The organism is Nonomuraea sp. NPDC050536, assembly GCF_044457685.1.
GTDB lineage: Bacteria > Actinomycetota > Actinomycetes > Streptosporangiales > Streptosporangiaceae > Nonomuraea.
Genome location: NZ_JBITHD010000019.1, coordinates 94,486 through 119,575, shown reverse-complemented (window position 1 = coordinate 119,575; position 25,090 = coordinate 94,486). Strand labels below are relative to the sequence as shown.

26 protein-coding genes are annotated in these 25,090 nt (G+C 71.9%); 18 read left to right on the top strand and 8 right to left on the bottom strand.

The annotated features are described in order from the left end of the window. Position 1 precedes the first annotated feature (1 nt). The 3 genes from ACIBHX_RS39835 to ACIBHX_RS39825 are packed head-to-tail and all read left to right on the top strand — an operon-like array spanning position 2 to position 3,866. The gene (locus ACIBHX_RS39835; RefSeq protein ID WP_397072648.1) at positions 2-1,615 is read left to right on the top strand and encodes an alkaline phosphatase family protein; all 1,614 of its coding nucleotides are present in this window, start codon (positions 2-4) and stop codon (positions 1,613-1,615) included. A gap of 2 nt (positions 1,616-1,617) precedes the next feature. Then, on the top strand, positions 1,618-2,859 hold the full coding sequence (locus ACIBHX_RS39830) for an MFS transporter (protein WP_397072647.1): 1,242 nt from the start codon (positions 1,618-1,620) through the stop codon (positions 2,857-2,859). Continuing rightward, entirely contained in the window at positions 2,856-3,866 is a 1,011-nt protein-coding gene (locus ACIBHX_RS39825; protein ID WP_397072646.1) for a TolB family protein, read from the top strand. Before ACIBHX_RS39830 ends, ACIBHX_RS39825 begins: the two co-directional genes overlap by 4 nt. Here ACIBHX_RS39825 and ACIBHX_RS39820 read toward each other — a convergent pair. Next, complete coding sequence (locus ACIBHX_RS39820; protein WP_397072645.1) at positions 3,846-4,826, bottom strand: helix-turn-helix domain-containing protein; 981 nt, start codon at positions 4,824-4,826, stop codon at positions 3,846-3,848. The two genes, ACIBHX_RS39825 and ACIBHX_RS39820, sit on opposite strands and share 21 nt — an antisense overlap. Before the next feature lie 90 nt (positions 4,827-4,916). Then, positions 4,917-5,201: an antibiotic biosynthesis monooxygenase gene (locus tag ACIBHX_RS39815; protein WP_397072644.1), complete on the bottom strand. Its 285-nt coding sequence runs from the start codon at positions 5,199-5,201 to the stop codon at positions 4,917-4,919. A 119-nt stretch (positions 5,202-5,320) separates the two neighbouring features. Between ACIBHX_RS39815 and ACIBHX_RS39810 the strand changes: the two genes are divergently transcribed. Beyond that, positions 5,321-5,881 (top strand): TetR/AcrR family transcriptional regulator, encoded by a 561-nt coding sequence (locus tag ACIBHX_RS39810; RefSeq protein ID WP_397072643.1) that lies wholly within the window; start codon positions 5,321-5,323, stop codon positions 5,879-5,881. On the opposite strand, the gene ACIBHX_RS39805 is transcribed toward ACIBHX_RS39810, so the two are convergent. Beyond that, the gene (locus ACIBHX_RS39805; protein ID WP_397072699.1) at positions 5,878-6,360 is read right to left on the bottom strand and encodes a TetR/AcrR family transcriptional regulator; all 483 of its coding nucleotides are present in this window, start codon (positions 6,358-6,360) and stop codon (positions 5,878-5,880) included. The two genes, ACIBHX_RS39810 and ACIBHX_RS39805, sit on opposite strands and share 4 nt — an antisense overlap. 45 nt (positions 6,361-6,405) lie before the next feature. On the opposite strand from ACIBHX_RS39805, the gene ACIBHX_RS39800 reads away from it, so the two are divergent. Further along, a complete protein-coding gene (locus ACIBHX_RS39800) occupies positions 6,406-7,290 on the top strand; it encodes a TIGR03620 family F420-dependent LLM class oxidoreductase (RefSeq protein WP_397072642.1) in 885 nt (294 codons plus the stop codon). 15 nt (positions 7,291-7,305) lie between these two features. Here ACIBHX_RS39800 and ACIBHX_RS39795 read toward each other — a convergent pair whose 3' ends face one another. Then, positions 7,306-8,487 carry an acyltransferase family protein gene (locus ACIBHX_RS39795; RefSeq protein WP_397072641.1) on the bottom strand — a complete coding sequence of 394 codons (1,182 nt, stop codon included), beginning with the start codon at positions 8,485-8,487 and terminating at the stop codon, positions 7,306-7,308. Between the two features lie 469 nt (positions 8,488-8,956). On the opposite strand from ACIBHX_RS39795, the gene ACIBHX_RS39790 reads away from it, so the two are divergent. The 12 genes from ACIBHX_RS39790 to ACIBHX_RS39735 all read left to right on the top strand — a co-directional run bounded on the left by ACIBHX_RS39790 (position 8,957) and on the right by ACIBHX_RS39735 (position 20,632). Beyond that, complete coding sequence (locus ACIBHX_RS39790; RefSeq protein WP_397072640.1) at positions 8,957-10,204, top strand: DegT/DnrJ/EryC1/StrS family aminotransferase; 1,248 nt, start codon at positions 8,957-8,959, stop codon at positions 10,202-10,204. After that, entirely contained in the window at positions 10,201-11,349 is a 1,149-nt protein-coding gene (locus tag ACIBHX_RS39785; RefSeq protein ID WP_397072639.1) for an MFS transporter, read from the top strand. Before ACIBHX_RS39790 ends, ACIBHX_RS39785 begins: the two co-directional genes overlap by 4 nt. Before the next feature lie 10 nt (positions 11,350-11,359). Next, complete coding sequence (locus ACIBHX_RS39780) at positions 11,360-12,319, top strand: sulfotransferase (RefSeq protein WP_397072638.1); 960 nt, start codon at positions 11,360-11,362, stop codon at positions 12,317-12,319. Further along, positions 12,303-13,124 carry an SDR family NAD(P)-dependent oxidoreductase gene (locus tag ACIBHX_RS39775; protein ID WP_397072637.1) on the top strand — a complete coding sequence of 274 codons (822 nt, stop codon included), beginning with the start codon at positions 12,303-12,305 and terminating at the stop codon, positions 13,122-13,124. The genes ACIBHX_RS39780 and ACIBHX_RS39775 overlap by 17 nt, the downstream gene beginning before the upstream one ends. An 11-nt stretch (positions 13,125-13,135) precedes the next feature. Beyond that, positions 13,136-13,960 carry a class I SAM-dependent methyltransferase gene (locus ACIBHX_RS39770; protein ID WP_397072636.1) on the top strand — a complete coding sequence of 275 codons (825 nt, stop codon included), beginning with the start codon at positions 13,136-13,138 and terminating at the stop codon, positions 13,958-13,960. Continuing rightward, positions 13,957-14,826: a family 3 encapsulin nanocompartment shell protein gene (locus ACIBHX_RS39765; protein WP_397072635.1), complete on the top strand. Its 870-nt coding sequence runs from the start codon at positions 13,957-13,959 to the stop codon at positions 14,824-14,826. Before ACIBHX_RS39770 ends, ACIBHX_RS39765 begins: the two co-directional genes overlap by 4 nt. Beyond that, on the top strand, positions 14,827-16,059 hold the full coding sequence (locus tag ACIBHX_RS39760) for an NAD(P)/FAD-dependent oxidoreductase (RefSeq protein WP_397072634.1): 1,233 nt from the start codon (positions 14,827-14,829) through the stop codon (positions 16,057-16,059). Further along, positions 16,056-16,763, top strand: coding sequence for an aspartate/glutamate racemase family protein (locus tag ACIBHX_RS39755; protein WP_397072633.1), 708 nt, complete (start codon positions 16,056-16,058; stop codon positions 16,761-16,763). Before ACIBHX_RS39760 ends, ACIBHX_RS39755 begins: the two co-directional genes overlap by 4 nt. 100 nt (positions 16,764-16,863) lie before the next feature. Beyond that, positions 16,864-18,276, top strand: a complete 1,413-nt coding sequence (locus tag ACIBHX_RS39750) for an amino acid permease (RefSeq protein ID WP_397072632.1) — start codon at positions 16,864-16,866, stop codon at positions 18,274-18,276. A 70-nt stretch (positions 18,277-18,346) separates the two neighbouring features. Next, positions 18,347-19,285: an LLM class flavin-dependent oxidoreductase gene (locus ACIBHX_RS39745; RefSeq protein ID WP_397072631.1), complete on the top strand. Its 939-nt coding sequence runs from the start codon at positions 18,347-18,349 to the stop codon at positions 19,283-19,285. Further along, complete coding sequence (locus tag ACIBHX_RS39740; RefSeq protein ID WP_397072630.1) at positions 19,282-19,947, top strand: alpha/beta fold hydrolase; 666 nt, start codon at positions 19,282-19,284, stop codon at positions 19,945-19,947. The genes ACIBHX_RS39745 and ACIBHX_RS39740 overlap by 4 nt, the downstream gene beginning before the upstream one ends. A 4-nt stretch (positions 19,948-19,951) precedes the next feature. Then, positions 19,952-20,632, top strand: coding sequence for a winged helix-turn-helix transcriptional regulator (locus ACIBHX_RS39735; RefSeq protein WP_397072629.1), 681 nt, complete (start codon positions 19,952-19,954; stop codon positions 20,630-20,632). Positions 20,633-20,644: 12 nt separating this feature from the next. On the opposite strand, the gene ACIBHX_RS39730 is transcribed toward ACIBHX_RS39735, so the two are convergent. Beyond that, positions 20,645-21,316 (bottom strand): response regulator, encoded by a 672-nt coding sequence (locus ACIBHX_RS39730; protein ID WP_397072628.1) that lies wholly within the window; start codon positions 21,314-21,316, stop codon positions 20,645-20,647. Next, positions 21,304-22,386 (bottom strand): sensor histidine kinase, encoded by a 1,083-nt coding sequence (locus tag ACIBHX_RS39725; RefSeq protein ID WP_397072627.1) that lies wholly within the window; start codon positions 22,384-22,386, stop codon positions 21,304-21,306. Before ACIBHX_RS39725 ends, ACIBHX_RS39730 begins: the two co-directional genes overlap by 13 nt. A gap of 80 nt (positions 22,387-22,466) precedes the next feature. On the opposite strand from ACIBHX_RS39725, the gene ACIBHX_RS39720 reads away from it, so the two are divergent. Beyond that, positions 22,467-23,432 carry a hypothetical protein gene (locus ACIBHX_RS39720; protein WP_397072626.1) on the top strand — a complete coding sequence of 322 codons (966 nt, stop codon included), beginning with the start codon at positions 22,467-22,469 and terminating at the stop codon, positions 23,430-23,432. On the opposite strand, the gene ACIBHX_RS39715 is transcribed toward ACIBHX_RS39720, so the two are convergent. Both ACIBHX_RS39715 and ACIBHX_RS39710 read right to left on the bottom strand, forming a co-directional pair. Next, positions 23,401-24,723: an RNA polymerase sigma factor gene (locus tag ACIBHX_RS39715; RefSeq protein WP_397072625.1), complete on the bottom strand. Its 1,323-nt coding sequence runs from the start codon at positions 24,721-24,723 to the stop codon at positions 23,401-23,403. The two genes, ACIBHX_RS39720 and ACIBHX_RS39715, sit on opposite strands and share 32 nt — an antisense overlap. Continuing rightward, entirely contained in the window at positions 24,720-25,055 is a 336-nt protein-coding gene (locus ACIBHX_RS39710; RefSeq protein ID WP_397072624.1) for a YciI family protein, read from the bottom strand. The genes ACIBHX_RS39715 and ACIBHX_RS39710 overlap by 4 nt, the downstream gene beginning before the upstream one ends. Between the last annotated feature and the right edge of the window lie 35 nt (positions 25,056-25,090).

Below are 25,090 nucleotides of genomic sequence, written 5' to 3'. Positions count from 1 at the left end.
CATGCGCCTCACCCTCGCCGCCGCAGCGGGCGCGCTGCTCCTCGTGACCCCCACCGCCGGCACCGCCGCCGCGGCCCCGGCGATACCCCGCTACGACCACGTGGTGGTGGTGATCTTCGAGAACACCAACTACTCCACCGTCAAGGGCAGCTCGAACGCGCCGTACCTGAACCAGCTGGCCTCCCAGGGCGCGCTGTTCACCAACTCCTTCGGCGTCACCCACCCGAGCCAGCCCAACTACCTCGCCCTGTTCTCCGGCTCCCAGCAGGGCGTCACCAACGACTCCTGCCCCAAGGACTTCACCGTCGCCAACCTCGGGCAGCAGCTGCTGGAGGCGGGCCTGACGTTCAAGGCCTACTCGGAGGGCCTGCCGAGCGCCGGCTACACCGGCTGCTCCAGCGGCAGGTACGTACGCAAGCACGCCCCCTGGGTGGACTTCCCCACCGTGAAGGGCTCCGGATACCACGTCCCCTACAGCCAGTTCCCCACCGACTTCAGCAAGCTGCCCACGGTCTCGTTCGTGATCCCCGACATGTGCGACGACATGCACGACTGCTCCACCAAGACCGGCGACACGTGGCTGAAGAACCACCTGGACGCCTACGCGCAGTGGGCCAAGACCCACAACAGCCTGCTCGTCCAGACCTTCGACGAGGACAACTTCACCTCGGTCAACAAGATCTTCACCACCTTCGTCGGCGAGCACGTCAAGCCGGGCTACGAGTCGGGCACGCAGATCAACCACTACACCGTGCTGCGCACGATCGAGGAGATGTACGGCCTGTCCGCCCTCGGCAACGCCAAGGACAAGTCGCCCATCACCGACGTCTGGACGACAGGATCGGCGTTCGCCGTCACCCTGCCGGGCGACCAGAGCGGCACCACGGGCAAGGTCGTGTCACTCCAGCTGGGCGCCACCGGCGGCGCCACCCCCTACACCTGGTCGGCCACCGGGCTCCCGGCCGGCCTGTCGATCAGCGGCTCCGGCCTGATCTCCGGCACGCCGACGGCGACCGGCACCTCCTCCGTCACGGCGACCGCCAGGGACGCCTCCGGCGCCACCGCCTCAGCCACGTTCTCGTGGCGGATCTCGGCGACGGGCACGACGGTGTTCGCCGACGACTTCGAGTCCGACAAGGGCTGGACCGTGGGCGGCGGCGCCTCCACCGGCGGCTGGGAGCGGGGCGGGGCGGAGCAGACCGTCTCGGCGTCGTCGAACAAGCCGATGCAGCTGGCCTGCTCCACCACCTGCCTGGTCACGGGCGCGGCGGCGGGCAGCTCATCAGGCGCCGACGATGTGGACGGCGGCGCGACCACGATCGACTCGCCGGAGATCACTGTGCCCGCGGGAGCCAGGCTGACGTTCACCTACAGCTTCGCGGCGGGCGACAACTCGGGCTCCGACGACCACCTGCGCGTCAGCGTGGTCGGCGGATCGACCCTGTTCGACAAGGCAGGGTCGGGGGTCGAACAGCCGGGAGCCTGGCAGCAGGGCGGTGCCGACCTGTCCGCCTACGCCGGCAAGACCATCAGGCTGCGCGTGGAGGCCGCCGACAACGGCACAGCCAGCCTTCTCGAGGCCCAGCTCGACGACCTGACGATCACCGTGGGATAGCCGTGTACCTGTCCACCATCGGCCTGCGCCCGGGGCGGTTGACCGGGCGCGGGCTGGCCGCCAACGTCTTCGCCCTGGGCGCGGTCAGCCTCGCCACCGACGTCTCCGCCGAGATGGTCACCGCCGTCCTCCCGGTGTACTTCGTGCTCACCCTGCAGTTGGGCCCGGCCGTGTACGGCGTGCTCGACGGCCTCTACACCGGCGCGACCGCGCTGCTGCGGGTTGCCGGCGGCTACCTGGCCGACCGCACGCGCGGACGCAAGGCCGTCGCCGCCGCCGGCTACGGCATCTCCGCCGTGGCCAAGCTCGGTCTGCTCGCCGCCGGCGGCGCGGTGCCGGCCGTCGCCGCGGTCCTGGTCGCTGATCGGGCGGGGAAGGGGCTGCGCACCGCGCCACGCGACGCGCTGATCACCCTGTCCACGCCGGAGCCGCTGCTGGGCCGCGCCTTCGGCGTCCACCGGACGATGGACAGCCTCGGTGCGTTCGCCGGGCCGCTCGTCGCGCTCGCCGTGCTGGGACTGGCGGGCGGGGCGACCGCCGACGGTTTCGACGCGCTGTTCACCGTCAGCTTCTGCGTGGCCGCCGCCGGGCTGGTGATCCTCTGGGCTGCCGTGCGCGACCACCGTGAACCCGCTCCCGCGACGGCGCGGGTGTCCGTCGCCGCCGCTCTCGGGCTGCTGCGCGAGCCGGCTGTCCGGCGGCTGGTGCTGGCCGCCGGGGTACTCGGCCTGGCCACGATCGGCGACGGCTTCGTCTACCTGCTGCTGACCAGGGCCAACGACATCGCCACCGGCTGGTTCCCGCTCATGGCCGTCGCCACCAACCTGGTCTACTTGCTGCTCGCCGCACCGCTCGGGGCGCTCGCCGACCGCCGCGGCCGCCTGCCCGTCGTGCTCGGCGGGTACGGCGCGTTGCTCGCGGTCTACCTTGTCCTCGGCGGGCTGCTCAGTGGGCTGCTCACTGGCCCCGTCGCGGTCGTGGCGGCGCTGGCCGGGTATGGCGGGTTCTACGCCGCGACCGACGGGGTGCTCATGGCGCTGGCCGGGCCGGTGCTGCCCGCCGCGCTGCGCACCACCGGGCTGGCGCTCGTGCAGAGCGCGCAGGCGCTGGCCTACCTGGCCTCCTCCATCGGGTTCGGGCTGGCCTGGGGCACGCTCGGCCCCCGCCCGGCCATCTGGCTGGCCGCCGCCGTGACCGGCGGCGCGATCCTGGTCACCCTCACCGTCCTGCGTAGGCCGCGATGACCACGGTACGGCGGGCGTGCCGGCGGGCGGCGCCGGCCGTGGTCGCGCTCTGCCTGCTCACCGGGGTCGGCGGCTGGGCCGTACACGCCGCCCGGCAGCACTCCCACCGGGCGGTCACCGGCGCGGCGGCGATCAGCCTCGAACCGGGGCCGCGCCTCGTCGCCGTCAGCGCCGACCAGGCCACCCGCGGCCGCGTCCTGTCCGCGGCCGCGGGTGGCCCTCCCCGGATAGGGGTGCTGACCTGCACCAGGTTCTACGCCGCCGGCGGGACCGGGCTGTGCCTGCGTCCCGACGGCGACCTGCCCACCTACCAGCTCGCCGTGCTCGACGCGCACCTGCGCGAGCGGCGGACGATCCCGCTGGTCGGCGTCCCCAACCGGGCGCGCGTGTCACCGAGCGGGCGGTGGGTTGCCTGGACGGTGTTCGTGACCGGTGACTCCTACAACGGCGGACGCTTCTCCACCCGGGTAGGCCTGCTCGACACCCGCACCCAGCGCCTAGTGCCCACCCTGGAGGACTGGAAGGTCAGCGTCGGCGGCAGGCCCTACCGGGCGGCCGACGTCAACTTCTGGGGCGTCACCTTCGCCGCCGACGACCGGCGCTTCTACGCCACCATGTCGACCGCCGGGCACCGCTACCTGGTCCGCGGCGACCTGGCGGCGGGAAGCGTCGAGGCGCTGCGCGACAACGTGGAGTGCCCGTCGCTGTCGCCGGACGGCACCCGGGTGGCGTTCAAGTCGGCCGTGGCGGGCGACCCCCGCCGCGGCTGGCGGCTCGCCGTACTGGATCTCGCCACCATGCGTGAGACCCCGCTGGCCGAGACCCGCAGCGTCGACGACCAGGCGGCCTGGCTCGACGACCGGACCGTGGCCTACGCGCTGCCGCGCGGGCGGGAGGAGTCGGATGTGTGGCAGGTGCCGGCCGACGGCTCGGGACGGCCGGCGCTGCTGCTGGCCGGGGCTTCCTCGCCGGCGTCGCTGCGCGCGTCAGATCCAGCCCTCACGTGAGGCGTGCAGCGCCAGCTGGAAGCGGGTGACCGCGCCCGCGCTGTAGCTGAGCTGCTCCACGTGGCGCGAGAGCGTGCGCCTGCTGATGCCGAGCAGCTGCGCGATGCTGTCGTCGGTCAGGCCGGTGGCCAGCAGCTCCAGGATGCGGCGGCGCAGCGGGCTCACCGCGGGCGGCTCCCGCGTGCCCAGATGCATCGGGAACGCCGCCCGCCAGGACGTCTCGAACAGCCCGATCAGCGCCGACAGCAGGCTCGACGGGTAGACCACGAGCATCGAGTCGTTGATCTCGGCCTCCACGAACGACATCGACACGAACGCGACCCGCCGGTCGAACACGGTCAGCTTCACCGGCACCGTCGGCTGCACCCGCGCCTGCTCGCCCGCGGCGATGCAGGGCTTGATGTTGCAGGCGTAGTAGTCGGCGTTCTGCACCGCCGACCTGGAGTACACCACCCGGTAGACCACGCCGCCCGCCAGGCTCCTGACCTCCTCCTCGTTCGGCTGCCCGTTGGTGTGGTAGGGCGGGGAGTCGAAACGCAGCACCTCCGACTCCACCGAGCCCTCGACCTGGTGGATGCGTTCCACGATGTCGGCGCCGGTCAGCACCTCCACCAGGTCCTCCGTGGGCTGGGGGTGCACGGTCCTGCGGTAGGCGCCGTAGGCGTTCGCGGCCGCGATCCTGGCGCCGAGCAGCTCGGCCGAGCGCGCGTGCGCCAGGCATTCCAGCGCGATCGACGGCTCGGCCGGCTTGAGCAGGCCGTCGCCGGCCAGCGCGCCCGTCACCAGACCCAGCCTGGTCAGCTCGCCGACCGCGGCCTCGGTGTCCTCGAGCCTCCAGCCCAGCGCGGAGGCCAGCTGCGCGGTGGTGGCCGGCTGGACCTTCAGCATGTGGGCGTAGGCCGCAGCCGCGCTCCGGGCGACACCCAGCCGCCGCAACTGTGCCGGTAAGTCATCAACCATGACCCAAGTGTCGCCTCCTGCCGCTTCCGCGGCAGCCAGGACGGGGAGGGCCTTTCCGCGTCCGGCCCGCCGGCCGTCGTCAGTGCGGGATCATCGGGAAAGGAGGGTGTAGACCTCGCGGGGCCGGTGTTCGCGTTCGTCGAAGCCGACGACCGGGCCCAGTTCGACGGCGGCGGCGAAAGCCGCCTGGAAGGTGTCCTGTGACTCGAACCGGCCGGTCGTCACGACGGCGCCGCCGTCGGTCGTGGCCCAGCATTCTGCGGACAGGCATCCCGGCTTCGACTGCAGGAAGTCGGCCACCTGGTGCGTGCGGCCGACGAACTCCTCGAAATGCTCGGGCGTCGGATAGTGGAAGGCGACGAAGCCGACTGTCATTCCGCCGCCACCTCCTCTCGTCAGTGTGCGGGGCACTGTTGCCCCGGCGTACCGTATATATACACCCCCGTATATACGGTTGCGTATACATCTTTGGGAAGTGTGAGAGGAGACACATCGTGGGCACGATTCGTACGCCTCGTGACAAGTGGATCGAGCAGGGCCTTCTGGCGCTGGCCGCAGGAGGGCCGGACGCCGTGCGGATCGAGACCCTGGCCAGGGCGCTGGGCGTCACCAAGGGCGGCTTCTACGGGTACTTCGCAGACCGGAACGAGTTGCTGGAGGCGATGCTCGACAGCTGGGAGCGCGAGAGCACCCAGGACGTGCGGGAGCGGGTGGAGCACGAGGGCGGCGACGCCCGCACCAAGATCCAGCGGGCGGGCCAGCTCACCTTCTCCGGCGACCACCTGCTGCCGATCGACCTCGCCGTGCGCGACTGGGCCCGGCGCGACGAGGCGGTGGCCGCGCGCCTACGACGCGTCGACAACCGGCGCATGGAATACGCCCGCGAACTGTTCGCCGCCTTCTGCTCAGACCCCGACGAGGTCGAGGCCCGTAGCCTGCTCGCCTTCTGCCTGCGGATCGGCGAGCACTTCCTCGCCGCCGACCACGGCGAGCGCACCCGCGCCGAGGTCCGCGCCCGCGCCGCCGACCTCCTGCTCAAACGAGCCGCCGACTAGCTCTTCCCCTTCGCCGCTGGGCGCACTCCGTCAAGGGCGAGGCCGAGCAGCCGGTCGGCCTGCGCCACGCCGTCGGGTTCCTGCTCGACGGCCAGCGAGATGGCGTTGGCGAGGGTGAGCAGGTCCCTGATCGAGACGCCGGGCCGTACGGCCTCCGCCCAGCGGGCGCGGGTCAGTAGGTCCTCTCCCGCGTCCACGATCATCGTGTGGCAGGTGGCTCCCAGCGTGGGATCGCCGTCCTGGCCGCCCCGCATCAGCGACGCGGCCAGGCCCCGGTTGGACACGGCGTGCCCGGCGACGGCGCGAAGCCAGGTCACCAGCGCCTGTCCGGGATCGGGGTCGTCCGCCAGGTCGCCCGCGGTGGCGCACAGGGCCTCGACCTTGCCCCGGAAGACCGCCTCGAGCAGGCGTTGCCGTGACGGGAAGTGCCGATGCAGCGTGGCCGAGCCGACGCCCGCCCGCCGGGCGATCTCCTCCAGGGACGCCTCGGCCCCGTCCGCATGCCTACCGTCTGGAGACGCATCGTGAAGACCACACCTGAGCTCGGCCGGGTCGGCATCTGGGCGGGCGAGATGGACCGCTATCCCGCCCCGGTCCCGCGCCGGGTGGCCGCGGCCGTCGAGGATCTCGGGTACCCGGCCCTGTGGCTTTCAGAGACGACCGGCCGCGAGGTCATGGCGCAGGCCGCCCTCCTGCTGTCGGCCACCCGCCGGATGGTCGTCGCCACCGGTACGGCCGGCATCTACGCCCGCGACGCCGTCACCACCGCCGCCGCGCAGCGCACTCTGGCGGAGGCGTTCCCCGGCAGGTTCCTGCTCGGCCTCGGAGTGAGCCATCCCGCCCTGGTCACCGACGTGCGCGGGCACCGCTTCGGCCCCCCGGTGGCGACGATGCGCGCCTACCTGGACGCGATGGACGCCGCCCCCTTCGGCCCGCCGATCCCCGCACCGCCTCGGGTCCTGGCCGCGCTGGGTCCGAGGATGCTCCAGCTCGCCGCCGAACGGGCTTCGGGCGCCCACCCTCTGGGCATGCCGGTCACGCACACCCGCCACGCCAGAAGCCTCCTCGGGCCTAGGCCGCTGCTCGCCGTCACCCAGCTCGCCGTCCTCGACCCTTCCCGGCCACGGGCGGCCGAGCTGGCGCGCGTCCACGCGGCCGCCGCCCTGCCCAACCGGCTCACGTTGCTGCGTGACCTCGGATTCGACGATCCCGAGGCCCTCGACGACCGCCTGGTCGAGGCGCTGGTGGCGACCGGCGGCCCCGAGGACGTCGCCCGGCGGGTCGCCGAGCACCTCGACGCCGGCGCGGATCACGTCAGCCTGCACGTGCTCACCGCCACACCCGATGAGCCGCCCCTGCGCCAATGGGAGCAACTCGCCGCGCACCTGCCGCTACTCGGCAACCGGTGACGCGCGCGAGAGCGCTCAGGACCTGGACGGGAGGAGGCTGCGGCCGAGTCGCTGGGCGGGGCGTTCGACGAAGCGGTAGGTGAGCCAGCTGACGGGGAGCACCACGCACAGGCCGAGCAGGCTGATCCCGATCTGCAGGGGCATGGGGGACCAGCGCAGGTCTCCGGCAAGCCGGATGATGATCGTGAGGATCGGCAGGTGCATCAGGTACAGGGAGTAGCTGATGACCCCGAGCCAGGTCAGCACGTACGGCACGCGACGCCGACGCAGCGCCATGCCGCCCGCGAACGTGGCGCCGACCAGGAGGATCGTGGCGGTCCACACGTCCGGCTGGACCCACCACCAGCCCGCGTTGACCGCCCACATCGGGCTCAGCAGCACCAGCAGGCCCGACAGCGCCACCGGCCAGAGCGGCCCGGCGCCCTGCTCCCACCGCCGGATGGCGGTTCCGGTGAACATGACGGCGAGCATCGCCACCCCGAACCACGGTACGCGGCTGGTCAGCAGCAGCAGCGCCAGCGCCATGACGCCCAGCACGCAGGCCGCCGCCTTGCGGTACCGGCCGGAGATCACGCAGATCAGGCCGATGGTGAACACCGCCAGGGACACCCAGGCCACCCAGCCGCCCACCAGCGGTGTCCGGGCCAGCCCCAGTCCCGCGGCCAGGGCGGCGAGCCCGAACCCGACCGCCAGCAGCCCGCGTCCGACGCGCACGCCGGTGACGAACAGCGCGGTGACGAGCAGGTAGAAGACCATCTCGTACGACAGGGTCCACATGGTGTTCACCACGCCGCCGCTGCCGACCACGTCGATCAGCATCGTCGCGTGCGAGGCCACCGACGAGGGATCCCGCGGCACCTCCGCGCGCACCGGAATCCACCACGACAGACCGAGCACCACGCCGATGACCGCGAGGTACAGCGGGTAGAGGCGGAAGATCCGGCCGATCCAGAAGGCCCGCACGTCGCCGTGCCGCTCCAGCGAGACCGGGATGATGTAGCCGCTGACCAGGAAGAACACCAGCACGCCGTACATGCCCAGGTTGAACCAGGTGGGCCGCAGCCACGGCATGGCCCAGGTCAGCAGGTGCTCGCCCACGACGGCGAGCGCGCCCAGCCCGCGCAGGGCGTCCAGCCAGGCCAGCCGTGCCGATGCCTGCCGGGCGACGTTCTGATCTTCAACGCGGACGGTGGACATGAAGTCACCGTATCGGTCAGATCTTCCAAACCAGACGAGTCGCCCGAGATTGGTGGCAAACCCCCAAATCAGCGCGCCAGGAAGATCAAGTGCCCCGGCATCCAGGACAAAACTTGCCAAAACCATCCAAAGTGATCAGATCAATTCTGACGATTGACATGATCACGGCGCTCGGAGAATATCCAGGAGGTAATTCGCACCAAGCTTGATCAAAAGGCGCCCCACCCGGCCACCGGCGCCTCGGGTTAGTTGTCTCACCCCTCGGCTTTCCCGGACGATCACCAGCATTTTCCGGCCGGGCGCGGCGTAGGGAGCAGCCGTGTTTTCTAGCCGCAGGTCAGAGCAGCTGATCGGGCATTCTCGCGCTCCCCCTCAGAAGCATTCCCACAAAGCCGCCACCACCCATCAAAAGGCGGTCACGTTCACCTGCACGCGAAATTCCACCAGCCAAATTTCGAGGAGCCAGACGGTGAACAGCGAGAGGGAGGTTCCGGCGCGTCTTGCCATAAACGGCGGGCAGCCGGTCCGGCACACTCCCTGGCCGACGTACGACAAAGGCGCCGTCTTCGTCCACCAGGACGACGAGGAGGCCGCGCTCCGCGCCATCCGCAGCCACCTGTACTTCCGCTACGACCACCGATCCCCGCAGGAGACCGAGTGCGGCCGGTTCGAGGCCGAGCTGTGCGACTACTTCGGCTCCAGGCACGCGCTGGCCGTCTCCAGCGGCACCACCGCGATCGCGCTGGCCATCATGGCGGCCGGCATCCCGCCGGGCTCCCTGATCGCCTGCCCGGGTTTCACCTTCGTCGCCACCCCGAGCGCCATCGTGCTGGCCGGCTGCACGCCGTACCTGGTCGAGGTGGACGAGAACCTGCACATGGACGTCGACGACCTGCGCCGCCGCTGGACCCCGGAGATCAAGGCGATCCTCGTGGTGCACATGCGCGGCTTCGCCGCCGACCTGGCGGCGCTGACCGCGTTCGCGCAGGAGATGGGCGTGCCGCTGTTCGAGGACGCGGTCCCCGCGCTCGGCGCCGAGCTGAACGGCCGCAAGCTCGGCACGTTCGGCCTGGCCAGCGGCTTCAGCACCCAGTCGGACAAGTCGCTCAACTGCGGTGAGGGCGGCTTCCTGGTCACCGACGACAGCGTGCTGTTCGCCCGTGCCGTCGTCCTGTCCGGCGCCTACGAGGGGCGGCTGAAACGGCACTTCCCCGACGGCGCCCCGCCCATCGACACCGATCTCGACCTGCCGCTGCTCAGCTTCCGCATGGACGAGATCCGCGCGGCGCTGCTGCGGGCCGAGCTGGACCGGCTGCCGCTGCGGCTGAAGTGCTTCCACGACAACTACACCTACGTCTCCGAGGCGCTGAAGGACGTGCCGCAGATCGCCATCCGCCAGCCGGTCGCCCCCGGCGCGTTCCTGGGCGAGGCGTTCATCTTCCGCGTGCCGTACGGCGATGCCAAGTGGTTCGCCAAGGCGTTGTGCGGCGAGGGCATCGACGCCCGCAACCTGGGCTCCGACGAGGACACCAACGTGCGCGTCTTCTGGAACTGGCGCTTCCTGTTCGGCGCCATGGACAGGGCCGCCATCCAGGCGCTGCTGCCCCGCACCACCCGCTACCTGCGGCAGGCCGTGGACGTCCCGCTGTCGTCGTGCCTGTCGGTGGAGGACTGCGACCACCTCATCGAGGCGGTTCGCAAGGTGGCGGCCACATGAACCGTCGCGCCCTCATCGGCGTCTTCGGCGGCCTGTTCACCGGCTATGTGGGCCTCACGGCCGCCATCCCGGTGCTGCCCGGCTTCGTCACCGAGAGGTACGGCGCGGCGGACTTCACCGTGGGCCTGGTGGTCATGGCGACCGCCCTGACGGCGCTGCTGGTCAGGCCGGTGGCCGGGTACCTGGCGGACAGACACGGGCACCGCAACGTGATGCGGACCGGCGCGCTGATCGTGGCCGCGGGCGGCGCGCTCTACTTCGCCCCGATCGGCGTGGCCGGACTGGTCGCCGACCGCCTGCTGCTCGGCGTCGGCGAGGCGGCGCTGTTCACCGCGGGCGCCGTCTGGACCGTGTCGCTCGCGCCGCACGAGCGGCGTGCCCAGCTCATCGGCCTGTACGGCGTGAGCATGTGGGGCGGCATCTCGGCCGGCACCTTCCTCGGCGCCACGCTGCAGCGCTACGGCTACGGGGCGGTGTGGGCGTTCAGCATCGCCCTGGCGCTGATCGGATTCGTCCTGGTCAGCCTGGCACCCGCCCCCGCCAAGCCCGAGCAGGCCGGCGGCGGCGGCCTGCTGCTGCGTCCCGCGCTGCTGCCCGGCACCGCCCTGGCCCTGGCCGCCGCCGGGTACGCGGGCCTGGCCGCGTTCGTGGTGCTGCACCTGCAGGCCCGCGGCATCGGCTCGGGCGTGGCCGTGCTCAGCGCCTTCAGCCTGGTCTACGCCGGCACCCGGCTGATCATCGGCCACCTGCCGGACAAGGTCGGGCCACGCCGGATGGTGATCTGGTGCGGCGCGGGCGAGGCGGCCGGACTGCTGATCATCGCGCTGGCGCCGAACCTGCCGGTGGCCGTGCTCGGCGGGGTGGTGATGGGCGTGGGCTTCTCGCTGCTGCACCCATCGCTCGCGCTGATGGTCATGAACCTCGCCGACAAGACCAAGCAGGGCGCGGCGATCGGCGCGTACACGTCCTTCTGGGACCTGGGCCTGGCCGTCTGGGGTCCGCTGATCGGGCTGGTCGCCGGCGGCTTCGGCTACCCGGCCGTGTTCCTGGTCGGCGCCGCCTGCGCGGTGGCGGCCGTCGGCGTGGCCCTGTGCGTCCGCCAGCCGGCCGCCCAGTCACCCGCACAGCCGGCCGCGGCGAGCTGAGGGAGAGAACGTGGACGAGATCAAGGTCCTCTGCATCACCGGATGGTGCCGCAACGGCAGCACCATAATCGGCAACGTACTGAACGAGATCCCCGGCTTCTTCCACGTCGGCGAGCTGCACTTCCTGTGGAAGAACGGCACCGGCAGGGGAGTGAACAACCTGTGCGGCTGCGGGACGGCGCTCACCGACTGCCCCGTCTGGTCGGAGATCCTCCCGCTCGGCAAGCCGGACGGCGTCTCGCTGCCCGACTTCGCCGCCACCGTCATCCGCCGCCAGCGCGCCTGCGTGCGCACCCGGCACACCTGGCGCGTGCTCGGCCGCGGCCTCGACGGCGACGACATCAGGGCGCACGCCGACCTGATGACCCGCACCTACCACGCCGCCGCCGAGCGCACCGGCTCCCGCGTGATCGTCGACACCACCAAGATCCCCGGAGAGGCGGCGCTCCTGCCCTACCTCGAGGGCGTCACCCCCTACTTCGTGCACCTCGTGCGCGACCCGCGCGCGGTCGCCCACTCCTGGCGGCAGCCCAAGCAGTACGTCTACGCCATGTCGTCCTGGATGAGCACCCTCTACTGGCACGGCTTCAACCTGGCCTCGCACGCCATCACCCGCCGCTTCCCGCGGCAGTCGCTCTTCCTGCGCTACGAGGACTTCACCGCCGACCCGGAGGCGACGATCGACAAGCTCGTACGGCTGTGCGGCGCCGACCCCGCCGCCAACCCCATCCGCGACCGCACGGTCGAGCTGCACACCAACCACACCGTCACCGGCAACCCCGACCGCTTCCGCACCGGCACCACCGTCATCCGCGACCGCGACGACACCTGGAAGGACACGCTCTCGCTGCCCGCCAAGCTCGCCGCGGTCACCCTGTCCACCCCGCTCTTCCACCGGTACGGCTACCGCTACGGCGGCACCCTCGCGGGCGGCCCGCGGCAGAAGGAGAGCCATGGATCTCGGGCTTGACGGCAGGGTCGCCCTCGTCGCCGGCGGCTCCAGCGGCCTCGGCCTGGCCACCGCCCTCGAGCTGGCCAAGGAGGGAGCGCACGTCGCGATCGGCGCACGCGACAAGGAACGGCTCGAGACGGCCGGGCACGAGCTGGAGCGGGTGTCGCGTGGCCGCGTCCACGCGACCAGCGTGGACGTCACCGACAGGCAGGCCGCCCGCCGCTGGGTCGAGCAGGTCGCCGCCGAGCTCGGGGCGTTGCACATCGTGCTGGTCAGCGGCGGCAGCCCGCCCATCGGGCCCGCCTCCGGGTTCGAGGTGGAGGACTACCAGGCGGCCGTGGACACCGTGCTGATGCCCGCGGTGAACCTGACCCTGGCGGCCCTGCCGTACCTGCGGGCCGCGGGCTGGGGGCGGCTGCTCTACATCGCCTCCGAGACGGCCAGCGTGCCGATCCCGCCGCTGGCGCTGTCGGGCGTGACCAGGGCGGCGCTGGTGCGCTTCGCCCAGGCGCTGGCCGCGGACGTCGGCCACGACGGGATCACCGTCAACGTGCTGGCCCCCGGCCACACCCGCACCCCGCCCATGGAGCGGGCCGCGGCCAGACTCGGCGGCGACATCGAGGAGCAGCTCGCGCGGATGGGCCACCACAGCGCGATCGGCCGCCTGGCCGCTCCCGAGGAGATCGCCGCCGTGGCCGCCTTCCTGGCGAGCGAGCGAGCCTCGTTCGTGACCGGCGCGGTGCACGCCGTAGACGGCGGGGCCTCGATCGCCGGCCCCGACCTGCCCCACCTGACCGGCGCGCGCAAGGACACCTACACCTAAGGGAGCCAGCGATGTCGAGTACGTACACGGAAAAGGACGTCGGCGACTTCTTCGACCAGACCACACAGACCTACCTCAGCTTCTGGGACAGCGAGGGCGTCCTGCACACCGGCTACTTCGCCGGCGAGGACGACCGGGACTACCGGGCGGCGGCCGAGCGCACCTCGCAGATCATGGCGGCCGAGGCGGGCATCGACGCCTCCTCGCACGTGCTGGACGTGGGATGCGGGTGCGGCAACTTCCTCATCCACCTGGCCACCAGGCACGGGTGCAAGGGTGAGGGGCTGGACCTGAGCCTGGAGCGGATCAAGTTCGCCAGGCAGCTGGCCGATCCGCGGCTCGGGATCGAGTTCAGCCACGGCTCCGCCACGGCCATGCCGTACCCGGACGAAACCTTCAGCCATGTGGTCAGCCAGGACGCGCTGTTCCTGGTGCCGGACAAGGCGCGCAGCCACGCCGAGATCCTCCGCGTGCTCAGGCCCGGCGGGATCTTCGCCTTCTCCGACTTCCTGCAGCCCGCCAAGGAGATCGGGGAGCGGGCCCGCAGGCACGTCTACGACCGCGTGAAGTGGAGCAGCGGCTACTCGCTGGTCGGCTACCAGGCGGCACTGGAGCGGGCCGGGTTCGAGATCCTGCTGGCGCGCAACCTGGAGAGCCACATCAGACAGACCTACCGCGTGCTGGGCGCCATGGCCCGTGAGCGCGCGGAATCCACGCAGGACCCGGCCGCCAGGGACTGGATCCTCGCCTTCGCGGAGTCGTGCGGCGAGATCCAGATCGCGATCGACCAAGGCGAGTTCGGCTGGGGAGTCTTCGTCGCCAGGAGGCCGCAGTGAAATCGGAGATCAAGCGCACCATGGCCGAGGTCGTGGCCCAGCGTAAGCAGGAGATGTCGCCCGGGCGCAGGTTCGCCGAGGCCTGCGCCGACAAGGGACTGGAAGCCGACGTCGAGTTCGACGTGACCATCACCGACTCGCTGACCAGCTCGCGGCGCAAGCCGCGCTACCCGGCCCGCAACATGCTCAAGGTCGTGGACCTGTCCCGGGACCCGCGGCGCTTCTACTGGCACGAGAGCCCGCCCGGCGCGGGCGACCCCGAGGTGTTCGAGGCCGACGTGCGCCGCGAGGCGGCCAGCCGCTTCCACAAGTCGCCGGTGCCCGGCCTGCTGCCGACCACGGCCTGGGTGCAGGTGCCGCCCGATCTGTGGGAGGACATCGACACGTTCGAGTCGTTCATCAACTACCGGCTGATCGTCCGCCTGGCCACCGCCGAGAACAACACGATCATCCGAGGTCCCGAGGGCCTGCTGAACCTGCCGGGGATCGGCCGCATGACGTCGAAGGGGCCGTTCGTCTCGACGATCCTGGCCGCCTGCAACGAGGTGGAGCAGATGGGGGGCACCGCCGACGGCCTCATCATCAACCCCGTCGACTACTACACCTACCTGGGCGAGGGCCGCCTGATGGACGACGTCGAGCAGAACGGCGTCTTCATCGTCCGGACCCGCCTGGTCGAGCCGGGCACGGCCATCGTCGGCGACTTCGGGCACGGCGCGCTGCTGTTCGACGCCGGCCGCTCGGTGATCCGCTTCGCCGAACCCCCGCCCGGCACGTTCGCCGAGCCCGGCATCACGCTGATGGCGGAGATCTACGAACGCATCGTGATCAACCTGCCGACCAACTTCTTCGTCGTGAGCCTGTAGATGCCCGACGTGCTGGTCATCGGCGGCGGTGTCGCCGGCCTGTTCTGCGCCTACTACCTGCGTACGGCCGGCGCCACCGTCACCGTGGTCGAGCGGGGGCCGATCGGCGGCCCGCAGTCCTGCTCGCACGGCAACACCGGCTTCGTGGGCACGCAGGGCTCGGCTCCGCTGGCCGAGCCGGGCGTGCCCGCCATGGGGCTGCGGTGGCTGCTGAACCCATCGAGCCCCTTCTTCGTCAAGCTTCGCCCGGACCCCGCCCTGATCGCGTGGTTGTGGCGGTTCCGCCGCCTGTGCACCGCCCCGGCGGCCGCCGCCACCTCCCGCGTCCTGCTCGACATGAAGCAGCGCAGCCTGGCCATCCTGCGCGACCTGTGCGGCCCCGGCACGCTCACCGCCGACGGCATGGTGATCGCCTACCGCACCCCTGAGGGCTTCGACCGGGCCCGCCGTACGGTCCCCCAGCTCAGCTCGTACGGCGTGCCGCTGCGCGAGCTGTCGCCCGGCGAGCTGAGCGAGCTCGAACCCGGCGTCGAGTTCGACATCAGCGGCGCGCTCTACAACGAGGAGGGCGCCTACCTGCGGGTTCCCGAGTTCCTCGGGGAGCTGGCGGACAGGCTCGCCGGGATGGGGGTCGAGCTGCTCGAATCCACCGAGGTCCTGGGCTTCGAGACGGCCGGGCGTCAGGTCAGGCGGGTGCGGACCAGCCGCGGCGACCTGCGGGCCGGGGAGATCGTCGTCGCCGCGGGCGCCTGGTCGGCCGCCATTGCCCGGCGGCTCGGGCTGCGGCTCATGCTCCAGCCCGCCAAGGGGTACACCATCACGCTGAAGAATCCGGGCGGCGCGCCCCGGCGGCCGGTGCTGCTGAGCGAGGGCAAGGTCGCCATCACGCCGCTCGGCGACCGGCTGCGCCTCGGCGGGACGCTGGAGCTGTCCGGTATGTCCACCACGATCTCGCCGCGCAGGGTGGAGGGCATCCTGCGCACCGTGCGCGCCCACCTGCCCGCCCTGTCGCCCGCCGCGACCATGGAGACGTGGAGCGGCCTGCGTCCCTGCACTCCCGACAGCCTGCCGTACATCGGCAGAGCCTCCGGGAACGTGTCGCTGGCCTGCGGGCACGGGCACATCGGGCTGGGGCTGGCGCCCGCCGGCGGCAGGCTGCTCGCCCAGCTCCTGACCGGAGCCGCCCCCGACCTCGATCCGGAGCCCTTCTCTTACCGCAGGAGACCTGTGTGAATCCGATCGGCGTGCTGTGCCTGGAGACCACCTTCACCAAGATCCCCGGACACATCCGCAATCCCGCGACCTTCGGCTTTCCGGTGATCTACCAGGTGGTCGAGGGGGCGACGCCCGAGCGGGTGGTCACCCAGGCCGACCCGCGGCTGCTCGACCCGTTCATCGCCGCGGCCAGGGACCTGCAGGCCCGCGGGGCTGCGGCGATCACCAGCGGCTGCGGCTTTCTGGTGCTCTTCCAGGAACGGCTGGCCGACGCGGTGGACATCCCGGTGTTCGCCTCCAGCCTGATCCAGCTGCCCATGATCCACCGCATGCTCCGCCCGTCGCAGCGGGTCGGCCTGCTGGTGGCCAAGGAGCCCGCGCTGACCGGGCGCCACCTGGCCGCGATCGGCGGCGAGCAGGTGCCCGTCTGCATGACCGGGATGTCCGGCTGTCCGGAGTTCCGCGAGGTCATGCTCGAAGGGCGCCGCGACACCCTCGACGTGGCCCGCCTGGAAGGCGAGGTACTCGGGCAGGTGGAGCAGCTCGCCAAGGACAACCCGGACATGGGGGCGCTGCTCATCGAGTGCACCGACCTGGTGCCGTTCGCCCACGCCATCCAGGCCGCGATCGGGCTGCCCGTCTTCGACATCGTGACGCTCACCACCATGGTCCACGCCACCCTCACCCGCCGCCCCTACGGCCAGGCCCCGCACGAGCCATAGCGGGCCGGTCGGCGCCCGGACGCCTGGATCTCCGCCAAATGGGTACTTTCGCATCAATCCCCTCGCAGGTGACAGCGTCGTGACCAGGGAGGCGAGACGGATGCATACGTTCGGAGGCGGCTCGGGCGTGTTCCGCCGAAAGCCGGTGGAACAGATCGCCAGCGAACACGAGGGCGAGCTGAAACGGACGCTCGGCCTGTGGCAGCTCACCGCGATCGGCATCGGCGGCATCATCGGCGCCGGCATCTTCGCGCTGGCCGGCGCGGTCGCCAACCAGACGGCCGGCCCCGCCGTGGTCGTCTCCTTCCTCATCGCCGGCGTGGCCAGCGCCGCCGCGGCGTTCTCCTACGCGGAGTTCGCCGGGCTCATCCCGAAGGCCGGATCCGCCTACACCTACGGCTACGCCGTACTGGGCGAGGTGGTCGGCTGGTTCATCGGCTGGGACCTGCTGCTGGAGTACACCGCGATCGTCGCGGTCGTGGCCATCGGCATCTCCGGCTACTTCGGCTTCCTGGTCGGCGAGCTGGGCATCCAGCTGCCCGCGTGGATGCTGGGCGCGCCCGGCACCGGGCCGGGGCACAGGGTGGACCTGTTCGCGGTGTTGCTGTGCCTGCTCATCGCGTTTCTGCTCAACCGGGGCATCAAGACCGCCGCGCGGTTCGAGACGATCGTCGTCGCGCTGAAGGTGCTGGTGGTCCTGGTCGTGATCACCGTCGGCTTCTTCTTCATCAACCCGGCCAACTACCACCCGTTCTTCCCGTTCGGCGTGAGCGGCGCCATCACCGGCGCGGCCACGGTGTTCTTCGCCGTGTTCGGGTACGACGCGATGAGCACGGCCGCCGAGGAGTCCAAGGACTCCACGCGCCACATGCCCAAGGCGATCATCTACTCGCTGGCCATCTCGATGGTGCTGTACGTGCTGGCCTGCCTCGTGCTCACCGGCATGCAGAACTACAAGGACATCGACCCCGAGAGCGGCTTCGCCTCGGCATTCGCCTCGGTCGGGCTGACCAAGCTGGCGGGGGTCATCGCGGTCGGAGCCATCATCGGCATCCTCACCGTCATGTTCACCTTCATGCTGGGCGTCACCCGCGTGTGGTTCGCGATGAGCCGTGACGGGCTGCTGCCGCGCTGGTTCGCCTACCTCCATCCGGAGCGCCGGGTGCCGGTGCGCATCACCTGGATCGTCGGCGTCGTCTCCGGGCTCATCGCCGGGTTCCTGCCGATCAGGGAGGCGGCGGAGCTGACCAACATCGGCATCCTGCTCGCCTTCGTCGTGGTCTGCATCGCGATCATCGTCCTGCACTACCGGCGTCCCGACCTGCCACGGACGTTCCGCACGCCCCTCATGCCGTTCACCCCGGCCATCGGCGTCGTCTTCTCGCTGTGGCTGATCACCTTCCTGAGCCCGGTGACGTGGGTGCGCTTCATCGTCTGGTTCATCATCGGCATGATCATCTACTTCACCTACAGCTATCGCCACTCCGACCTCCACCGCCAGGAGGCTCCCTAGCGACGCCGTAACTACCTGATTTGAAAGGTGCTACTTCAAAAACAGGAAGTACTGCCCTAGTCTGGGGCACATGACTGAGATCGGCTTTCTGCTGCCCACGCGCGACCGGATCGTGCTCGGCGACCACGACATCGGATCGCTCGTACGGCTCGCGCGCCTGGCCGAGGAGCTCGGCTTCGACTCCGTGTGGGCGGGTGACAGCCCGGTGACCAGGCAGCGCGCCGACGCGATAACGCTGCTGGCCGCCGTGGCGGCCGGGACCGAGCGGGTCACGCTGGGGACGGCCGTGCTGCTCGCGGCGCTGCGGCATCCGATCCCGCTCGCCCACCAGCTCGCCACCGTGGACAGGATCTCCGGCGGCCGGCTGGTCGCGGGACTGGGCGCCGGGTTCCCGACCCCGAACACCGAGGCGCAGTTCACCGCGATCGGGGTCGACTACAAGACCCGGGTCAGCAGGCTGGAGGAGACGATCACCGCGATGCGCCTGCTGTGGTCGGGGGAGGAGGTGTCCTTCGACGGCCGGCACTTCGCCTTCCACGACGTGCGGGTGGCACCGCGCACCGTGCGGCCGGAGGGGCCGCCCATCTGGCTGGCCGCTGGCGGCGAGGCGGCGCTGCGGCGGGTGGCCAGGCTCGCGGACGGCTGGCTGCCCTACCCGCCCGCCTGGCAGACCTACGCCAAAGAGCTGGCCGTGATCCGGAACGCCGGCGGCGACACCGCCACGCCCGCGCTGTACGCGACCGTGTGCCTGGACGACAGCCCCGACCGCGCCAGGCTGCGGATGCGGGCCAGCATCGAGCGCTACTACGACGCCCCGCTGGAGGCGATCGGCGCCATCCAGGCCATGTACGCGGGCACGCCCGCCGGCGCGGCGTCCTGGCTCGGCCGTTACGTCGCCTCCGGCGCGCGGCACCTCGTGATCCGCCTGGCCGTCGAGGATCACGACAAGGGATTGGCCGAGTTCGCCGAGCGGGTCATGCCGCTGCTGCGCGAGGGGGAGGCCCGGTGACCGCCTTCGTGCTCGTCCACGGGGCCTGGCACGGCGCCTGGGCGTGGGACCGCGTCGTCCCGCTGCTGGGCAGGACCTTCGTCCCCGAGCTGTCGGCGGGCCCCGACGTGGGGCTGGACGACCACGTGGCGGAGGTGGTCGCGGCCCTCGACGCCGTGGGCGAGCGTGTGGTGCTCGTCGGCCACAGTTACGGCGGCCTGGTGGTACGGCAGGCCGCCGACACCCGGCCCGGCCAGGTCGCGCACGTCGTGCTCGTGGAGGGTTGGGCGGGCCCCGACGGCGCCAGCCTCTTCTCCCTGGCGCCCGCGTGGTTCAGCGAGGCTCTCGAGGCGAGCGCGGCAGGCGGGGAGATGCCGCCCCCGCCGGCCGTATGGGTGGGCATCACCGACCCTGACGACGCGCGGTGGGCCGAGCAGCAGATGCGCCCGCACCCGCTGCGGACCTTCACCGACGCCACCCGCCTGACCGGCGCGGTGGACGGGATCCCCGGCACAGGCGTCTACGGGGCCGAGACACGCCTGCCGTTCGCCGACTTCACGCAGGCGATCGGCTACCGGCCGGTACCGATCGCCGGCCCGCACGACGTCATGATCACCGATCCTGCGCTTCTCGCGGACATCCTGCTCGGGGTTCGGGATCAGGAAGCGCGCGCATTACAGTAATGAAGTGGACCAGCGATCGTACAACCAGTTCTGCGCCACCGCCCGCACCCTGGACGTCATCGGCGAGCGGTGGACGCTGCTGCTGGTCCGCGAGCTGCTGACCGGCCCCAAACGGTTCGGCGACCTGCAGAAGAGCCTGCGCGGCCTGGGCACAGGGCTGCTGTCTGCCCGGCTGAAACACCTCGAACGCGAGGGCCTGGCCCGCCGCGTCACGCTCCCGCCCCCGGCCCGCACCCCGGCCTACGAGCTCACCGAGGCGGGCCGCGAGCTGGAGCCCGCCGTGCTGGCACTGGCCCGGTGGGGCATGAAGTGGGCGATGGGGGAGCGGCATGAGGAGGAGTCGTTCCACCCGGGCTGGGCCGTCCTGGGGCTGCGTGCCTGCTTCGTGCCCGAGGCGGCGGCGGGCCTGCGCGCCGTCTACGAGTTCCGCGTGGGCGACGAGCTCTTCCACGTCGACGTCGACGACGGCCGCATCGACACCCTGCACGGCCCCGCCCAGCGCCCGGACGTCGTCATCGAGACCGGCGAGAGCGTCCTGGCAGGCATCGCCGCCCGCCGCATCACCTTCGCCGAGGCCCTCGCCGACGGCACCGCCCGCGCCTGCGGCGACCCCGATCTCCTGCACGCCCTCAGCGACCTGTTCGTCTGGCCCCCGGCGGGCGACCGCACCCCTGCGAACAGCTGACGGACGACCAGCTCACCCCGCTCGGGTGCTGATCCCGTGCACGACCAGGGCCAGCTGGACCCGGTTGTCCAGGCCGGTCTTGGTGAGGATCCGGGAGATGTAGCCCTTGACGGTGCCGACGCTCATGTGCAGCTCGGCGGCGATGTCCGCGTTGGCCCTGCCCTGGCCGACCGCCACGGCGACCTCGCGCTCGCGGTCGCTGAGCCGGGCCAGCATGCGCTCGGCGTCGGCGCGCCGCCGGGCCTGCTCCTCGGGCACGAGGTGGGCGATCAGGCGCCGGGTGACCGAGGGGGACAGGATCGGCTCGCCCGAGACCACCCGCCGGACGGCGTCCACGATGCCCTCCGGCGGGGTGTCCTTCAGCAGGAACCCGCTCGCGCCCGCCTGCAACGCGCCGAACACCAGCTCGTCGGCGTCGAAGGTGGTCAGGACGAGCACGTGCGGCGGCTCGGGGCGCCCGCGCAGCAGCCGGGTGGCGTCGATGCCGTTCAGCCCGGGCATCCGGAGGTCCATGAGCACCACGTCCGGGGCGTGGGCCTCGACCGCGGCGGGCACGTCCGCGCCGTCGCCCACGCCGCCGACCACCAGCAGGTCGTCCGCGCCCCTGAGCATCAGCCCGAGCCCTGACCTGACCAGCGGGTCGTCGTCCACGATCAGCACGCGAATGGGGCTCACAGCGGCCATGGTAGCCAGACGATCAGCCGGAACTCGCCATCGAGCGCATCCGCCCGCTCCACCCTGCCGCCAGCCAGCGCGGCCCGCTCGCTCAGCCCGGCCAGCCCGGATCCCGCGCCGTCCGCTCGCGCGCCGGCCAGCGGGTTGCGCACCTCGATGGTCACGCCCTGGCCCGCCGTACCGTCCAGCCTGATGGTGACGGGGCGGCCGGGCGCGTGCTTGCGGGCGTTGGTGAGGCCCTCCTGGACGATGCGGTACGCGGTCCGCGCCGTGGCGGCGGGCAGGCGGATCCCGCCGTCGGCGAAGTCGACGCGCATGCCGGCCGTGCGCGACTCCTCGACCAGGGAACCCAGATCGTCCGGCGTCTCGCGCAGGACCGAGACGATGGCGCGCAGCTCCTGAAGGGCCTGGTGGGCGTTGGAACGGACGACCTTGGCCGCCTCGGTCACCTCGCCCGGATCGGCTTGCGCGTTGAACTCCAGCGCGCCCGCGTGCAGCGCCAGCAGCGACAGCCGGTGCGCCAGCACGTCGTGCATCTCGCGGGCGATCGCCAGCCGCTCCACCTGGCGGGCCAGCTCCTGCTCCGCCTCCGCCCTGCGGGCGCGCTCCAGCAGCGACAGCATCAGCTCGCGGCGGGCCCGCGCCAGCATGCCCCACCCGGTCAGCGCGCAGCCGAACAGCACCGCGACCAGCGCCCACACCGGATACGGCGCCATCCCCGGCGGGCGCAGCCAGAACCTGGCCAGCGTGGCCGCCACCCCCGCCGCGCCCACCGCCATCGCCACGGCGGGCCTGCGATAGAGCGCGGCGACCAGCGTTGCTATGCCCGCCGCCACCGAAGCGGCCGCCGCGGGCACCGACAGCGCCACCACGGCCAGCGCCACCACGGCCGGCCACCTGCGCGACCACCACAGCAGCGCGCACGCCAGCCCGCCGCCCACCACATCCACGAACAGGTACGCGCCTTGGTCACCCCACAGGACCGCCGCGGCTCCGGCCACCGCGCAGCCGAAGCCGCCCACCGCCACCGCTCGGTCCCGCCGGGTGCGCAGGGGGCCCGGCCGTACATCTGGAAGCATCTCCTGATTGTCACCTGGGTTGCCACGGTCCGGACTTTGGTCAGCAGCGCGGGCCCCTCTCCGGCGGCCACCGTGGGACCATGAATCCCCGTTGGGCCGCGCTGCTGCTGGCGGCCATCACCCCGCTCGTGGCCGAGTTCACGCTCGGCAACCCGCCGATCCGCCAGATCTGGCTCCTGCCGCTCTGGATACCGCTCTACGGCGCGGGCACCGTCCTCATCCGCGAGCTGGTACGGCGGGCCGGGACGGGCTGGCGCGGCGTCCTGCTGCTCGGCGCCGCCTACGGCATCGTCGAGGAAGGCCTTGCCCTGCAGGCGCTCTCCAGCCCCACGCTGTACGGCGCGGCGGGCTGGGCGCCCAGGATCCTCGGTCTGAACAGCGCCTATGCCGAGCTCATGATCCCGTACCACGCGGTCTTCAGCGCCGCCATACCGATCCTGCTGGTCGACCTGATCTTCCCTGCCCTGCGGGATCGCCCCTACCTGGGCCGGTTGGGGATGATCGTGACCGGGGTGGTCTTCGTGCTGGGCGCTCTGCTGGTACGGCTGAGCGTCCCGCCGGCCATGGACCCCGGATACCAGGCGCCCGCCGTGGTCGTGGTGGGGTGTCTGGCGGCCGTCGCGGTCCTGGTGGCGGCCGGCCTCGTAGGAGCGTCGCGGCCGGGTGGCTCCATGCCGGTTCGTGCCTGGGGTGCCGGGGTCGTCGGCGCTTTGGCGGCGTTCGCGTATCTGGCGCTGCTGTTCCCCTTCGGCGGGGCGACCCATCCGGCGTTCACCCGGGGCGGGTGGGTGTGGGTGCCGATGGTGGCGGCCGCGGTGCTGGGCGTCTGCGCTGTCTGGCTGCTGCGTCGCTGGAGTCTCGGCGACCTGGAGCTCCTCGCGCTGGCCGGCGGGGCGCTGGTCGCGCACACCGCCTTCGGCCTGATCGCCAACGCCGACACCGCGGCCGACCGGCTCGGGCTCGCCGGGCTCGGGGTGGTGATGGTCTTCCTGCTGGTGCTCCTGGGGAATCGTGTCAGGGCGCGAGCAGTTCCGCTGCGCGGGTGACGAGGGCGCGGCGTTCCGACTCGCTGTGCGTCTGCTCGGCCGCCTGGAGGAAGAGCGTGGAAGCGCGCTCCCGGTCGCCCTTGCGGGCCGTGAGGTCCGCCTCGGCGGCCAGGGCCAGCGGGTAGTTGTCGAGGGCGCCGTCCCTCCTGGCTCGCTCGAGCAACTCGAGCCCGGCCGCCGGCCCGTGGGCGTAACCGTGGGCCACGGCCCGGTTCAGCTCGATCACCGGGCTCGGCTGCATCTCGGCGAGCCGGTCGTAGCATGCGGCGATCCGGCCCCAGTCCGTGTCGTCCGCGGTCGCGGCGGTGGCGTGGCACGCGGCGATCCGCGCCTGCAGCTCGTACGGCCCGCCGTACCCCATGTCGTGTTCGTGTTCGTGTTCGTGTTGCAGGGCGGTGAGGATGGTCACGGCCTCGGTGATCGCGGCGTGGTCCCAGCGGGAACGATCCTGGTCGGCGAGCGGCACCAGGTCGCCGGCGGCGTCGCGGCGGGCGTCGCGCCGGGAGTGCTGCAGCAGGAAGAGCGCGAGCAGCGCCCCGACCTCGGGCTGAGCGGGCATGAGCCGCGACAGCAGCCGGGCCAGCCGGACCGCCTCCTCGGCGAAGGCCGGTTCGCCGTCGGCGTTGTAGCCGTGGGTGAACAGCAGGTAGAGCACCGCCAGCACGCCCGGCAGCCGCTCACCCAGGGCCGCCCCGCCGGGCACCCGGTAGGGGATCCGCGCGTCGGAGATCTTGGTCTTGGCCCTGGTCAGCCGCCGCGCCATGGTGGACTCGCTGACCAGGAACGCCCGCGCGATGTCCGCGGTCGGCACGGCGCAGATCGTCCTCAGGGTCAGCGCCACCCGCGCCTCCATCGCCAGCGCCGGGTGGCAACAGGTGAAGATCAGCCGCAACCGATCGTCCACGACCTCCTCCTCAGGTTCGGGCTCCCCGGTCGCCGCGGTCACCGCCAGCACCGCCAGTTCCCGGAGCTTGCGCCGCTCGACAGAGGTACGGCGCAGCACGTCCAGGGCCCGGTTGCGGGCCACCGTCATCAGCCACCCGCCCGGGTTGGCGGGCACCCCGTCACGTGGCCACCGCTCGAGAGCCGAGGCCAGCGCCTCCTGCGCGCAGTCCTCGGCCAGACTCCAGTTACCCGTGATCCGGATGAGCGTGGCCACGATCCGCGGATAGGCCTCAGCGGCCGCATCCGCCGCCCGCGGATAGGCGTCGGCGGCCGGTGGAGAGGCATGGGCGGCCGGTGGATGGGCGTGCGCGGCCGCGTCGGCGGCCGCCCGCGCGGGATCGGTCACTGCTCGAAGTCGGCCAGCGGCCGGATCTCCAGCCGCCCGCCGCGCGCCATCGGGTGGGTCCGCGCGACCTCGATCGCCTCGTCCAGATCCGCGCACTCGAGCAGATCGAAGCCCACGATCACCTCCTTGGTCTCCGCGAACGGCCCATCGGCGACCAGCAACTGCCCATCGCGCACCCGCACGGTGGTGGCCGCCGCCTTCGGCGCCAGCACGCTGCCCTGCAACCGCCGCCCGGCGGCGTCGTTCTCGGCCACCCACACGTCGATGTCCGGCTCGGGCGCGGTGTCGGTGTCGGGCTCGGTGTCCGTGCAGACGAACATCATGTACTTCATCGCTGTCCTCCTCGCTCTGTCTTGTCACCATGGTG